Annotated in this window: 13 protein-coding genes; 10 read left to right on the forward strand and 3 right to left on the reverse strand. The window is 47.8% G+C overall.

What is annotated here, in order from left to right; all coding sequences use genetic code 11:
• The first annotated feature begins 131 nt into the window (after window positions 1-131).
• Window positions 132-1772 carry a DUF6138 family protein gene (locus MKX74_RS18965; protein ID WP_341179433.1) on the forward strand — a complete coding sequence of 547 codons (1641 nt, stop codon included), beginning with the start codon at window positions 132-134 and terminating at the stop codon, window positions 1770-1772.
• A 57-nt stretch (window positions 1773-1829) separates the two neighbouring features.
• On the forward strand, window positions 1830-2696 hold the full coding sequence (locus tag MKX74_RS18970) for a sulfurtransferase (RefSeq protein ID WP_341179434.1): 867 nt from the start codon (window positions 1830-1832) through the stop codon (window positions 2694-2696).
• 303 nt (window positions 2697-2999) lie between these two features.
• Here the strand turns inward: MKX74_RS18970 and MKX74_RS18975 are convergent, their stop codons facing one another.
• Window positions 3000-3794: an alpha/beta fold hydrolase gene (locus MKX74_RS18975; protein ID WP_028591314.1), complete on the reverse strand. Its 795-nt coding sequence runs from the start codon at window positions 3792-3794 to the stop codon at window positions 3000-3002.
• Window positions 3795-3921: 127 nt separating this feature from the next.
• Between MKX74_RS18975 and MKX74_RS18980 the strand changes: the two genes are divergently transcribed.
• The 5 genes from MKX74_RS18980 (at window position 3922) to MKX74_RS19000 (ending at window position 9395) form a co-directional block, all read left to right on the forward strand.
• A complete protein-coding gene (locus tag MKX74_RS18980; RefSeq protein ID WP_341179435.1) occupies window positions 3922-4836 on the forward strand; it encodes a LysR family transcriptional regulator in 915 nt (304 codons plus the stop codon).
• Window positions 4837-5104: 268 nt separating this feature from the next.
• Window positions 5105-5764, forward strand: a complete 660-nt coding sequence (catA, locus tag MKX74_RS18985) for a type A chloramphenicol O-acetyltransferase (protein WP_341179436.1) — start codon at window positions 5105-5107, stop codon at window positions 5762-5764.
• A 579-nt stretch (window positions 5765-6343) separates the two neighbouring features.
• Complete coding sequence (locus tag MKX74_RS18990; protein WP_341179437.1) at window positions 6344-6709, forward strand: hypothetical protein; 366 nt, start codon at window positions 6344-6346, stop codon at window positions 6707-6709.
• Window positions 6709-7080, forward strand: a complete 372-nt coding sequence (locus tag MKX74_RS18995) for a DUF488 domain-containing protein (protein ID WP_341179438.1) — start codon at window positions 6709-6711, stop codon at window positions 7078-7080. The genes MKX74_RS18990 and MKX74_RS18995 overlap by 1 nt, the downstream gene beginning before the upstream one ends.
• A 197-nt stretch (window positions 7081-7277) precedes the next feature.
• On the forward strand, window positions 7278-9395 hold the full coding sequence (locus MKX74_RS19000) for a methyl-accepting chemotaxis protein (protein WP_341179439.1): 2118 nt from the start codon (window positions 7278-7280) through the stop codon (window positions 9393-9395).
• Window positions 9396-9540: 145 nt separating this feature from the next.
• Here the strand turns inward: MKX74_RS19000 and MKX74_RS19005 are convergent, their stop codons facing one another.
• Window positions 9541-10041 carry an SRPBCC family protein gene (locus MKX74_RS19005; protein WP_341179440.1) on the reverse strand — a complete coding sequence of 167 codons (501 nt, stop codon included), beginning with the start codon at window positions 10039-10041 and terminating at the stop codon, window positions 9541-9543.
• 441 nt (window positions 10042-10482) lie between these two features.
• Between MKX74_RS19005 and MKX74_RS19010 the strand changes: the two genes are divergently transcribed.
• The 3 genes from MKX74_RS19010 (at window position 10483) to MKX74_RS19020 (ending at window position 12833) form a co-directional block, all read left to right on the forward strand.
• Window positions 10483-11679, forward strand: a complete 1197-nt coding sequence (locus MKX74_RS19010; protein WP_341179441.1) for an aminotransferase class I/II-fold pyridoxal phosphate-dependent enzyme — start codon at window positions 10483-10485, stop codon at window positions 11677-11679.
• Window positions 11680-11820: 141 nt separating this feature from the next.
• A complete protein-coding gene (locus MKX74_RS19015; RefSeq protein WP_341179442.1) occupies window positions 11821-12147 on the forward strand; it encodes an immunity protein TriTu family protein in 327 nt (108 codons plus the stop codon).
• Between the two features lie 197 nt (window positions 12148-12344).
• The gene (locus MKX74_RS19020) at window positions 12345-12833 is read left to right on the forward strand and encodes a hypothetical protein (protein ID WP_341179443.1); all 489 of its coding nucleotides are present in this window, start codon (window positions 12345-12347) and stop codon (window positions 12831-12833) included.
• A 305-nt stretch (window positions 12834-13138) separates the two neighbouring features.
• Here MKX74_RS19020 and MKX74_RS19025 read toward each other — a convergent pair whose 3' ends face one another.
• Window positions 13139-13684 carry a CueP family metal-binding protein gene (locus tag MKX74_RS19025; RefSeq protein WP_341179444.1) on the reverse strand — a complete coding sequence of 182 codons (546 nt, stop codon included), beginning with the start codon at window positions 13682-13684 and terminating at the stop codon, window positions 13139-13141.
• Between the last annotated feature and the right edge of the window lie 137 nt (window positions 13685-13821).

Genomic DNA, 13821 nt, shown 5'->3' on the forward strand with positions numbered 1-13821 from the left:
CTTACAGTCTATTCTGGATAACATGTGCAACTCGGCTGGCAATCTGCATACGCTATAGTCCACTCCATATTTCTCATACTTAGCATGACGCTACTCATGACACTACATAAGAACTACAGGGAGAGAGCCTTATGAATGATAATGTACAGATTTTGCTGAACGAGACCTGGGAACACATGAAGCCCGTACTAATGAAAGAACAGGCACGCATTGAAGAGCTGGGGAAGCTCAGTTCACTGCAGGCGGGGATACACGACTATATCCGTGTCGGTTACCGTAAGGGGAAATTCAATTGGGCCGATGGCAAAATGTTCTTTGAGATCAGTCGTCCGTTTGATTGGAGTGATTCTGCGTATACATGGGATACCGCAATTGATATCACCGAGCTTACCGATGAGCTCATCACACAACAATGGCTGCCCGCCTTCAAGCAGGAGCTGGAGCGCCTGTTCTACGATAATGTTCATGGACCGAAGTATTTCGATTATCATCTGGAGCTTGTTCTGCACTTTGAACGACCCACGGGAAGTGACTCTTTGCAGTGGACAGAGCGCTGGATTCATGAGCCTAAGCTGAGTGAGCTGCAGAAGGCATTACATACTTTTATCCGTGACAAAGTACAAAGCGCTCCTCCCATATATCCGAAAGAAAAGGATCTGTTCCATTTTTCAAGGCAGCTGGTGAATCCAGAGGTATTCCCTGATGACCTTGCCACACTGAAGGAATTGTGCGAGCACCTAGACCATAAGCTGAAGCCTATCCCCAAGCTCTACGAGGACTGGGTACGCCATTCAGGCCTTGCCTTCCGCTTCTGGGCAGATGATAGGTTACTACCACAATATTACGATGCTGGTGGACTGTTTAACCGGACATTGACTCTGAAGCCGGATGAGGCACGGCCTGCAATAGAGCCTTCACAGCTGGACAAGCTTGTGTATGGGGCACTTCGTATCGGTATGACGGATTCCGGGGACCGCAGGCAGTATCTGGAGTACGCAGTTCAACTCGGCTCAGAGCAAGCACACAGCTATCTACAGCAGGGCAGTGGCACCATCGAAAGTCAGCGGCGTACAGCTCATATCCAAGGGCAGGCGAACGATATTTTACATACGATTCAGATCAAGCTGCTGACAGATACGGAGGAGAGCTATGCAGATGCATTGACCTATCTCTGTGACCTGCTGCGCCAAGGTTTTCCTGTGGAATACAGTCTCAAGCTTGGTGGAAGCAAGTCGAAGCTGCTATTGCCGGTGAAGGGTCTGGCGAAGTCGCCGCTGCACCGTTTCTTTGTAGGCGCCCTCCAATACCCTGCACTGCACCCATTGCTCTCAGAATACGCACAGCTTGCGATGAAGGAATTCGCCTGGTATGGAGATGTGGAGTCGGGTGAAAAGTCAGTAATGCCCGGATCGTATGCGGTGCTTGGGCTAGCTCTGCACAGCAAGGCATATTTTCCACTGCTGCAGCACTATATGGAGCTGGTCGATACAGAGCATCAGCTCGCCCACAATGCATTCGCAGAAGCCTTCATCTCAACGTATCAGCTAGATGAACAGCTGCTTCCGGTGCTCATCTCGATTCTGCTCGGCAGTGGTGAATCTGCCAGACCCGTTAAGGGACTCGCGGACCAATTCGACTCGCCAGAGCTGGCACAGCTGCTCGCTGACCACCTGAAGGCACTGGAGGATTATCAACGTGATCTGGTGCTCTATCTGATCTTTGGAAGTCAGAGCAAGCAGAATCGATTTCTGAAGCAGGTTGGGCTAAAATAAAGCATATCAGTTGCTTGAATCGAACAGAAACTGTCTCTCAAAAAAGGAGTTGTCCCTATGCAAAATACCGTATCCATCAGATGGCTGCTCGCCCGAATGTATGAGCCTGATCTGGTCATCGCAGATTGCCGTTTCTGGCTGAACGACCCCGCCGCCGGGCGTCAAAAATATGAAGAGGCACATATTCCGCGTGCCGTATTCCTTGATCTGGAGCAGGATCTCTCCGCACCTGTCACCACACATGGCGGACGACATCCATTACCGGAGCCGGAGGAGATCGCCCGCGTATTCGGCCGTGTTGGACTCAGCCAGGATGACCGGATCGTAATCTATGATGACAACAATGGCATGAATGCTTCCCGCCTATGGTGGATGCTCACTTATCTTGGTCATACCCAGGTCTACATTCTGGAGCAGGACTTCACCGCATGGCAGCAAGCTGGATTTCCGGTTACGGATGAGCAGCCTGTCGTCATTCCCAAGACCTTTGTTGCCCATCCACAGCCAGATATGATTGTAGATGTAGATTATGTTCGTGAGGTGTCGAAGAAGGCCGTGTCAGCCATGGTTGAGACAGCCGGACCTCAGGTGCTCATTGATTCTCGTGACCGCAATCGTTATCTGGGCCTGGAGGAGCCGATGGACAAGAAGGCCGGACATATCCCGGGTGCCTTGAATTATTTCTGGAAGGATGTTCTGAATGATAATGGTAGCCTGAAATCCTCTGAGGAGCTGGCGCAGCACTTTGCCGGACTGGATCAGGATGCTGAGATTATTGTCTACTGCGGCTCTGGTGTCTCCGCTTGTCCGAACGTGCTCGCACTCCGGCAGGCCGGATATGAGAATGTGAAGCTCTATCCAGGGAGCTGGAGCGATTGGATCTCGTATGAGGATAATTCGGTGGCGACGGGGGAAGAGGTGTAGGTCAGCTTGGAGTAGAGAAGCCTGCGGTGGACGCGGGCTTTTTTTGCGTTGTGGCGGTTGAGAAAGTACACGGTTTAAGGGGCTAAAACGGTTGGGAGATGCGTTCTACAATATATTCAACTCCACCCTTAGTAACAAAGCAACATTCGAAATCACAAGTGGGGACGTCGGAAGATAAACGATATGAGACGCTATCCGTATCCGGAAGCAGCATAAGATAAAACGACTCGCCGGCAAAACCCGGCGAGCCTGTATACGCAAGCAAGAACTTGAAACGTCTGCCTTGATTCATCAGAAAGCCTTTTATGACCGCACAAAATCTATGACTTCCCGATTGAATTTTTCTTTTTCCTCATAGAAAGGGGCATGTCCGCTGTTTTCAAAACGAACAAGTTTGGATGTCGATACAATTTCGTGAGCTTGCTCGGCGGCGGGGAACGGACACACTTGATCGTGAACGCCGTGCAGCATTAATGTCGGAACACGAATGGCTTCAAGATCGGAGCGAAGATCCTCCCTGCCGATTGCTTTTACCGTTTCGATCGTGGCATGAACATTTGCCTTCATCCCCATGTGCCATAACCAGTTTTCGATCCCTTGGGAAGGCAGTGTGTGGAAAAATCCTTTAAACATATTCGTCAGCGTTTGCGGACGATCGGATTGAAGCCCGGCGATCAATCCGTTTACCGCTTCTTCGGGAAGTTTGCTCAACGTCGAGGCTCCAAAAAGCATCAATTTGGAAACTTTATGTCCTCCATGCCTTCCCATATACCGCGTTACAACGCCGCCGCCCATAGAAAACCCGGCCAGCGTAACATCATTGAGATCAAGCTGATCGATCACTGCCTTAATGTCGTCTGCCATCCGATCGTAAGTGTACCCGTGCAGCGGATGATCGGAACGGCCATATCCTCGCAGATCGATTCCGATAAAACGGATACCTTGTTGAGGCAGGATCGATTGCTGATACTCGTAAATCCGGTGATTGACCGGCATGCCATGTACAAATACAACAGGTTTGCCTTCCCCGACATCTTCCACGTAAAGCGTGACGTTTTCCTCGACCTTAATATAATGACCATTGGCTGTATGCATCATGATAATTTCCCCCTTGAAGAAGTGGTTGGCTTGAGAACATCCTGATGTTATCATAGATTTATCCATTTCAAAAACGAAAAAATACGATAGAATCCATTTCCTTTTTCGATACCTAGGAGGAACAATCATGTTGGAGACTTTGGAAGGACGGTCGCTGCTTACCTTTTTGGCCGTATTGGAAGAAGGGAATTTTAGCCGTGCCGCAGAAAAGCTGGGTTATGTACAATCGACGGTGACTTCGCAGATCCAGTCATTGGAGCAAAGCTGCAATCAAAAACTTTTTCACCGACTTTCCCGCGGCGTAAAGCCCACTGAAGCGGGCGAACAATTTGCGCTTTATGCCCGACAATTTGTACAGCTGGGTCATTCGCTCGAAGAAGCCTTGGAAAATCTGGATCATCCTCGAGGCATGATGCGTTTGGGATCTTTGGAATCTTTTTTGGTCACGCGGATGTCCGATTTTATGCATGCTTTTTTCACAGAATACACCGAAATCAATCTGCTGTTGGAAACGGGATTTCAAGCGGACATCGTTGAACAAGTTCAGTCTCATGCACTCGATTTCGGAATCGTGCCGATGGACCCCCAAAAAGAAGATCTGATTTTCGAACCGCTGATCGAAGAAGAAATGATCGTCGTCGCCTCCAAAAGTCTGGCTCATGTGATCGAAAGCGAAGGCTGGGAAAATACTTCGGGGATTCAGATGGTTGGTTTCGGTTCCCGCTGTGTGTATCATACGGAAGGACTTAAACTGTTAAGCGAAATGGGGTTTCCTTCTGGAAGCCGTTCGACCGGATTTGCAAGTACCGAACTTGTAAGGCAGATCGTCACTTGCGGACTCGGCGTTGCTCTTGTGCCTAAAATCTCGATGGCTCGAGAACTTGCGGAAGGCAGTGTCGTTTCACTTCCCCTGCCTCGACAAGTAAGCTTCGTTCACGGAATCGTTCGGCACAAAAAACGTGTTTTGAATACGCCATCCAAAGTGTTTTATCAGGAAATTATTGAATATTTTTCCAATATAACTTCTATAAGACTGATATAATAAAAGGTGCCGCATACCCAACCGGTAAAATCGTTCCCATCCGTATGCTGCATTTTTCACATACAGTTTTGTGAACAACGTCGATGACGCGATGAACTAGACATCGGCGAATCCGATTGGAGCGACTGGATTAGCTACGAGGAGAACCCGGTGGCTACAGGTGAGAAATAAGAAGCAAAAGGAAGCGAAATGAGAACGTAAAGGCTGTGAGGAAATGGTTAAAGCAGTGGATGTACCCTCCTAAAAAAGATTTTTAGGAGGGTGAAAAATGAATTTCAAGCTAATTGATATGGATCGTTGGCCTAGAAAGCCTTATTTTGAGCATTATTTCAATCATGTCAAATGTACCTACAGCATAACTGCCGATATAGACATTCGTCTCTTGCGAGAAGAATTAAAACGCATGGACATCAAATTATACCCTGCGTTAATCCATATGCTGACCACGGTGGTTAATCGACACAACGAATTCCGAACTTGCTTAGATTCCGAAGGACGGTTGGGCGTGTGGGATCAAATGTCTCCAAGCTTCACCATATTTCATGAGAGGCATAAATCTTTCTCAAGCATTTGGACACCGTTCAACGAGGATTTTCAGACCTTTTATAATCATTATCTTCAAGTAACCACAAAGCACAAAAATGCGAACCAGCTATTCCCTGATACTCATGAACCACCAAACACTTTCTCAATATCCAGTATTCCATGGGTTAGCTTTACCGGATTTAACCTGAATATCTATTCAGGAGAAGCCTATTTGCTGCCCATATTTACTTTAGGGAAATACTTGTGGCAAGACACAAAATTAATGCTGCCCTTGTCCGTGCAATTTCATCATGCAGTGTGTGACGGTTACCATGCAGGCGAGTTATTCAATGAGCTTCAACAATTAGCAGAGGGATGCAAGAGTTGGCTGAGGGGTAGCTAACTCTATCACGGGATTCATGATAGAAACAAATCTCAGTAATTAGATCAGCTATACTGACAACTTACTCCGTCACTAACTTTAAAAAATAAGCAACGCAGCAAAGGCCCGTGGAGGACGCGGGCCTTTTTAGTCCCAGAAGATCCATTTACAAATACCCGCCAGCATTTATTCCTCCTCCCTTCTACCTGTTGTATTCTGGTAGTCACGAGGGCTGATCTTTCATAGACAGTGAAAAGAGATCGCCGCTTGATGAATACCTTCCTTTCAACTATGGTCTAGACGTGTTAAAAGGAATAAGCAAGCTCTTTAGCGCAGAAGGTTACGCTTGCTGACATTATAGAAGACATCTATATGCAGCAGGATGGGCCTGTTTCTTGTCACAAAGTCGAAAAAGAGTAGGTGCTTTTAAGCAGCAGCCGTTTCTCACTATTTTACGGGAGACGGTTGTTTGATTTTTCTTGCGTCTAAAGACATTGATTCACACAACAATCTCATCAGTATGATCTATAATAAAATTCAGCTAATGTATACACTTTTTTATTATCACCTCATGACATTTATTTCAAAGGAGTGTCTTAGTTGAAGCTTTATCATTATGATCTTGGCATCTATCCACTGGATTGGGAATTTGGCCTACTCTATATCGAAGAGTACAAGGCGAAGCTGTCTCACAAGTATGCGCAAAATGAACCCTTCTACCAAGCTGTAGCAGGAGAACTGACAGTCATCCTGCAGCAAATTGATGAACTGCTCGAAGTGGCTCTTGCCCATTGGAAGCAGCAATTCACCTACAATTCTGAGCTCCGCTGTCCGCCCATGATCTTTGCCCTTCCCTCAGGGGATCACAAGGGAAATGTCGTATTCGGCATCGTTTTGAAGCGTGAGGAGGATGGCGACACCATCGTGTATTCTCCGGTACAGCTACCACATTTGGAGGGGAATTAATGCCAATGCATCCGTTCCTGCTCAAAAGAATCTATGAGCCCCCTTATTCCTCTGATGGTCTTCGTATTCTGGTGGATCGACTCTGGCCCAGAGGGGTTGCAAAAGAGTCCGCACAGCTGGACTTCTGGATGAAGGAGGTTGCTCCCAGTCCAGAGCTACGACGCTGGTTCGGGCATGACCCTGCCAGATTCGAGGAGTTCCGTGAGTTGTACACACTCGAATTATCTACAGAAGAACTTCAGCCTCACGTAGCCCGAATCCTGGAGCTTGCTTCCGAGAAGCCAGTTACGCTGATCTACGCCGCCAAGGATGTACAGCATAACCACGCTGTCGTGCTACGAGGATTCCTGGAGTCGCTGCAGACAAAATAGGTTTTATATCGACATAAAATACTCACTTCATGTTCCTCTAATGCCCATTTTGTGTATTAATCTAATGAAAATAGCACTTTATAGCAATTATATAGTTTTTATGTAAAATAATTTCATTTTTTTAGTGCTTAATATCACAAATCGCTCCACCTCTACCGAATAATATAGTTATACACAAAAATAGAGGTGGGTTTATTATGAATAATTGGCTCCTGAGACCATTCACAGCAATCATGTCCCGTCTGAAGTATGCGCAAAAGTTTATCCTGCTTAGTTTTCTCTTCATTTGCCCCCTAACACTTCTAATGAGCAATTGGCTGACAGAGCTGCAGAAGGATATCCGATTTGCTGTCAATGAACAAGAAGGCGTTCATTACATTAAATCATTATTCCCGGTCATCCTGCAGATTCAGCAGCATCGCGGCCTAGCAAATGGCTATCTGAATGGTGATTCACAGACCAAGGCCAAGCTCGACGAGGTGGGTCAGGAGCTAGGCAACCTGCTAGCCTCTATTGATACAGAACAATCTGGTGCTGCCGCCAAGCTCGGTACAGAGGCAGAATGGAGTAATATTAAGAATGAATGGAGCTCGCTGCAGTCGAGCGTGACCACGCTAGCCCCGGAGGAAAGCTTCCAGCGGCATTCCGAGCTAGTTCAGTATACACTGGATCTCATCATTTATGCTGCCGATCAATCGGGGCTGACTCTCGATCCGCAGATCGACTCCTATTATGTGATGGATTTGATGGTCCATCACATGCCGGAGCTCATCGAGCTCTCCGGACAGGTGCGCGGACAAGGAAATGGAATTTTAGCTCGTAAGCAGCTGACAGAGGATGAGCGAATTAATCTGATGATTATGAAGAATCAAATTCTGAATACACTTGAAGGAATTCAGAAGGCGCTGACGAAGCTGGGAGAGAACAACGCTACCTCCAGCCAGCGGATCGGAGATACAGGCACGATTAACGTTCAATCCATTGAACAATTTGCAGCCACTCTGGATGATCAGATTCTGAATGCGACGACACTGTCCATGAAGCCGACTGATTTTTTCGCAGAGGGAACGAAGACGATTGAGACCTCTACGCAGCTATTTAATGTCGTCGTTGATGAGATGGATCATCTCTTAACCGAACGGTATACTTCGCTAAGTGACACCCGGACGCTCATGCTCATCATTGTGTCCGTAGCTGTACTGCTTGTAGCCTTATTCTATCTTGGCTTCTACAGTAATGTACGCTCCACCATTCGAACCTTGCGTGATGGTGCGGATAAGATGGCACAAGGGGATCTGTCTGAACGGTTCGACTTGCAGACAAAAGACGAGCTACGCTACGTGGGTGAATCGTTCAATAATATGGCAGACGCACTGAACACACTGCTGCTGCGCAATCAGGAAATCTCTGAGCAAGTGGCCGCAGCCTCTGAGCAACTGTCCGCACTAGCTGTAGAGTCAACCTCGGTCACCCAGCAGATTGCTAATTCCGTGGGCTCCATATCCGATGGGGCTGATACGCAGCAGAAGGTGTCGGAGGAGAATGCACAAGCCATGAATGAGGTAGCCGCTGCCATTAATCGCATTGCGGAGACTACCTCGGATGTATCGGAATCCGCTACGAGTATTACGCAAGGTGCAAGACTGGGCGAGGCAAAGCTACAAGAGACCTTCCGTCAGATGAGTAGCGTCCAGGAAGCAGTCCAGCAGTCCAGCGAATTGGCTGCACAGCTTAATCAGCATTCCAATGAGATCGAATCTATCGTATCTGTGATTATGGAAATCTCAGCTCAGACTCATCTTCTTGCCCTGAATGCCAATATCGAGGCTGCACGCGCTGGCGAGCATGGACGCGGCTTCATGGTTGTAGCCAATGAGGTTCGCAAGCTGGCAGAGCAGGCTACTCATTCAGCTCAGTCCATTACTCAGCTTGTCGGCAATGTCCGGACTCTGCTGGCACGGGTAACGACCTCTATGGAGGAATCTACAATCGTAACAGAGCAAGGAATTACCGCCAACAAGGAAGCCGTTGAAGCGATCGGCACCATTCTGCATTCCATTGGGCAGGTAGCCGAACATATTCAAGAGGTATCAGCAGCAGCTGAGGAAGTATCAGCAAGCACCGAGCAGGTCACAGCTGCGATTGGAGAGATGGTCGGCGTTACGAGATCTACAGCGGACGAGACACGCAACGTAGCCGCTGCAACCCAGCAACAATTATCTTCGATGGAGGAAGTTCAGGCTTCCTCAGAGATGCTGAGTGCAAGTGCGCAACAGCTGCAGGATGAACTGGGCAAATTCGTCCTTAAGCAATAAAAAATAGGCTGTTCTTATGGACATGCACCTTGCGACAAACAGATGAATCATCATGTTGTCGCTAAGGAAAGCATGCTATAAGACAGCCTTTTTTTCACATTCTCATCCCCCAATTTCGGCCAATCTACTAGCCCCTTCGACTTGGCTATTTCTGACCATCCGTGGCCAGCAGCCGGGCCAATCCGTCGAACATCCGCTTCCATCCCTCCTCGGAGGATGTGTGATACTCTTGCTTCGCTTGCTCGATCTCTTCGTCCTGCCAGCCTTCTTCATAAGGAACCACGATCTCCTGTGTGAAATTCATCTCACAGCCGGATTTCTGGGGCTGGAGCTCCACAATAATTGTGTCCATCGTATCGCTGAACTGGGGCATCTTGAAGGTGAATACGAGGCGCTTGGGTGGATCAAGCTCAAGATATTCACCTGTTGCCGTATAATCCTTACCCTCACGATGGTCTGTAATCTGCCACTCTCCCCCGATATAAAGTTCATTGCGGGCAATTTTGTTGGTAGCTTCCTGCGTGAAGAGCCATTTCTTGATTTGATCCGGGCTTACCCATGCCTCGTACAGCCTTTCCGCTGAAGCTTCGAAGCGTCGAGTCATATGCAGACGAATGGTTGTGCTTGAAGTTGATGCATGCGCCAATTGTCCTGCTCCTTTCCATAATCAGCCTTGCATTGATTACATTCCAGATTCGCAAATAATGACTTTCACATATGTACCGTTCCATTCTAGTATCTGTTAACCTAAGACCGATCATACAGCTCTGTTCAGCTACAGACATGGGAACCCATGTGTTGTACTACCTATGCGGTACTACTACGGATGCAGCTATGGATTCAGCTACGCAACTCCACTTTGTTCAGGATCACTTGTGTCATTCGCCCCATTCCATCTATTATAGAGCTTATAATCTCTACTATTAGAGCGTGTAATCTTACTTTAATACCAAGCGCGTATAATCTCATTTCTAGCGTACCCGATGTATTGAAGCTGTGACTTTGGCGGGCACATGCCCACTCGTTCAAGCCCTGTTGTGCAGAGCTTGCTGCTTTACTCTTATGTTGAACTGGAGGATTATGAATTATGAAATTTGCGAAACGTATGGACCCTTTCAGCGAAGGAATATTCAGTCGCTTGCTGGAGCTCAAAAAAGAGCGGCTGGAGCACGGACAATCGGTTATTGACCTGAGTGTGGGGGCACCGAATATCCCCCCGGCACCGCATATTATATCAGCCTTATGTGAAGCGGCAGCAAATGCCGAGAACTATATCTATGCATTAAATGACCAGACGGAGCTGCTGGAGGCGGTTAGTGAATGGTACGAGAGACGCTATCAGGTTGAACTTGACCCTCGTACGCAGATATGCTCCTTGTTAGGCTCGCAGGAAGGACTTGCCCATATCTCCCTGTCCATAGTTGATGAGGGTGATCTGGTCCTCGTCCCTGATCCTTGCTACCCGATCTTTGCTGATGGGCCGTTGCTGGCTGGAGCAGAACTATACTATATGCCGCAAAAAGAGGAGCATGGCTACGTTATCCAGTTACAGGATATTCCTGAAGACATTGCTGACCGCGCTAAGTTCATGCTCGTATCCTATCCGAACAATCCGACGACAGCAATGGCGCCAACACAATTCTATACGGATCTCATTGCCTTTGCCAAAAAGCATGACATTATCGTACTGCACGACAATGCCTATAGTGAGCTGGTGTTCGATGGCAAGCATGCGGGGAGCTTCCTCTCCTACCCTGGAGCGATGGATATTGGCATTGAGTTCAATTCCTTGTCGAAGACCTACGGTCTAGCAGGGGCGCGAATCGGCTTCTGTCTCGGCAACGCTAAGATCGTTTCCATGCTGAAGAAGCTGAAATCCAACATGGACTACGGCATGTTCCTGCCGATTCAGAAGGCCGCTATCGCTGCTATTACGGGTGATCAGTCCGAGGTGGAGCAGGTGCGAGCCATATATCAGGAGCGGCGAGACATTCTTTGCGATGGAATGGGCAGTCTGGGCTGGCACATACCTAAGCCTGATGCCACCATGTTCGTCTGGAGCCGAATTCCTGCCCACTACACCTCTTCGGAGCAATTTGCCATGGATCTATTGACCAGAGCTGGTGTAATCGTAACGCCTGGCAGTGCCTTTGGTCCTTCAGGGGAAGGATACGTTCGTCTAGCGCTGGTGCAGGATCATGCGCAGCTAAGACAAGCAGTCCAATCAGTAGCAATGAGCGGAATTCTTGACACGGATGGACATGGATTGGATGTGCGTCAGTGAACTAGTTTAGTACATTGACCGTATCTGATGTCAGATCTAATGATCTGGAGAACGTGGTGCGTGGTGTATAAGCGGACATCGACTTTATACTCACTTTAGATTCAGTCAACATACTAGCCAGTGATCAGGAGGACGATCTGTATGCTTCACCAACATTTTCTGCAATGGGCAGAACGCCAACAGGAGCACTTGCAAGCTAGTGGCATCGCAACGATTGAATTCATCCATTCTCAAGAAAGCGAGACTAGTGCTACTGCCGATCCTGCGACAGGGGTGCTTCATGAATCCAGGCTCTGCTTGGGCAAGATCGTCGTCTGGTCATCGCAGCAAATGGAATATGAAGTTATACACATCGAGTCCGAGGAACTCATCCTATGGACATATATTGATCATATTGAGAAGAATGCTGATTTTGGCGAGCTGCTGACAGACTACTGGCAAGCACTTCGATCCGGAGTACGGCCCTAGGCTGCTGCATAGTAAATGTATCGTACTTGGGCACATGGACTGATCGTGCATTCATTGTGGCCCAAGTTATTCTCACTGCACCTTATCCTGTAAGATAATCTATGAGCGAGGACATCTCTCTTACAAGAATTTACCCTGGAGCGCAAAGTCGAAGTCTTCGCACCTGATTTATAAACGAATCGAGGGAGGAATCCATCGTGAGAGATGACATTCAGCATGGACAATTGGAGCTGTGTGAAGGAAACAGGAAGCTGCTGCTTCACAACGGGTTAACAGAACAGCAGCTAACTGATTCAGACATGTACAAGCACCTATCTATAGAGGTTCGAGATCTTGGGAACGGAAACGTATGGCACAACCTGGGATGTGTCCACGTATCCGATATACCCTTTTACGTCTCATTATGCTTTCGTACGTCACACCTTGTGTGCGCGTATTTATCTGCAAATAGACCTGACTTCCCTAAGTCCTGGGAGGAATGGAGCGAAGAAGCTGAGCTTGCCAAAAAGCAGCTGCATGATCGCATCCTCATGGATATGCTAGGCAGACAACCAGATGTGCGACGCTCACATCCGTATCCCTACATAGAATATCAACTGGCTTGGGGGACTGTTATCTCCAGCTATGACCCCCGATCTGCTGCCTCCTCCATAGGGATTCACTATAACCTAGGGGACTCATTATGAACTTGGCATCCTTTTGAGTTAGCAAAAAATGATGTATAAAGGGGGATTATTTCAAGCAAATCTGAATTCCCGGGGCCGCCAGATTTGCTGGCCAAATTCGAAAGCTGTACCGCTCGATTCAGGATTGATTTCTTGTGAATGTCTTACATGCGAAAAGTGGGATTGCCCTAGCGAGACGAAATGTCCAGCTTAAGCTTGCTGTTCATAAACTTTTCTGTTTCGTTTCAATGAACAGCAAGCTTATCAATGGTCGACAAATTCCCCCACTTGCTGGCTCTACACGCATATTTAATCTAACTAAGGTACTAGATTAATTGCATCGTTGTGATGCAGGTGTTATCCCCCTCACGGGTAGAAATGTCCGCCTCAGATGTCTTGCCCTCGTGCTCTATCGTAATATGATAGGTCTGATCACGTGGTAGCCACAGATCGATAAAGCCATTAGACTGAGACTTCACAACGTCACGGTTCATCACGGTATTGCCGCTCTCATCCTCAATGGATATCATGAACTCCTGATCCTGGAGCTCTCCTTCACAGCCTGTCAGACTATGAATCTCACAGGGATGCGTCTGCTGAATATACGGCGCAATGGACACAAAAAACTCATCACCATCTACGGCATAAGTCTGGGTGTGCTCCTTGCTGTCGGTAACCGTCAGCTGATGTGAAGTGATGGAGGCAGATTGCGCATCCACTTGACCTGTGCTAATCTGCTGCACGAAGGACTTGATATCTCCCGTTACCACACTGGTGGTACTCGCCTCCTTCTGCTGCGGGCCCCCTATGAACAGATATGTGGCTACAGCAATCACCACAAGTCCAACAACTATTGAAATTCCTTTTCTCATATAGTTCAACTCCTCGTTCCTTATCTCTGATCTGATGCCCATGGGATGAGAGCATGGTATATATCGGCACACGATCTTCTCTCCTCCGTATCTAGAAGTGGCACAGTACGAAGGAATACGACATATCTATCCATTAT

The organism is Paenibacillus sp. FSL K6-1230 (assembly GCF_038002385.1).
GTDB lineage: Bacteria > Bacillota > Bacilli > Paenibacillales > Paenibacillaceae > Paenibacillus > Paenibacillus massiliensis.

Coding starts and splice junctions, on each gene's coding strand:
- MKX74_RS18965 (WP_341179433.1), top strand. CDS start 132: ATGAATGATAATGTACAGATTTTGCTGAACGAGACCTGGGAACACATG.
- MKX74_RS18970 (WP_341179434.1), top strand. CDS start 1,830: ATGCAAAATACCGTATCCATCAGATGGCTGCTCGCCCGAATGTATGAG.
- MKX74_RS18975 (WP_028591314.1), bottom strand. CDS start 3,794: ATGATGCATACAGCCAATGGTCATTATATTAAGGTCGAGGAAAACGTC.
- MKX74_RS18980 (WP_341179435.1), top strand. CDS start 3,922: ATGTTGGAGACTTTGGAAGGACGGTCGCTGCTTACCTTTTTGGCCGTA.
- catA (WP_341179436.1), top strand. CDS start 5,105: ATGAATTTCAAGCTAATTGATATGGATCGTTGGCCTAGAAAGCCTTAT.
- MKX74_RS18995 (WP_341179438.1), top strand. CDS start 6,709: ATGCCAATGCATCCGTTCCTGCTCAAAAGAATCTATGAGCCCCCTTAT.
- MKX74_RS19000 (WP_341179439.1), top strand. CDS start 7,278: ATGAATAATTGGCTCCTGAGACCATTCACAGCAATCATGTCCCGTCTG.
- MKX74_RS19010 (WP_341179441.1), top strand. CDS start 10,483: ATGAAATTTGCGAAACGTATGGACCCTTTCAGCGAAGGAATATTCAGT.
- MKX74_RS19015 (WP_341179442.1), top strand. CDS start 11,821: ATGCTTCACCAACATTTTCTGCAATGGGCAGAACGCCAACAGGAGCAC.
- MKX74_RS19025 (WP_341179444.1), bottom strand. CDS start 13,684: ATGAGAAAAGGAATTTCAATAGTTGTTGGACTTGTGGTGATTGCTGTA.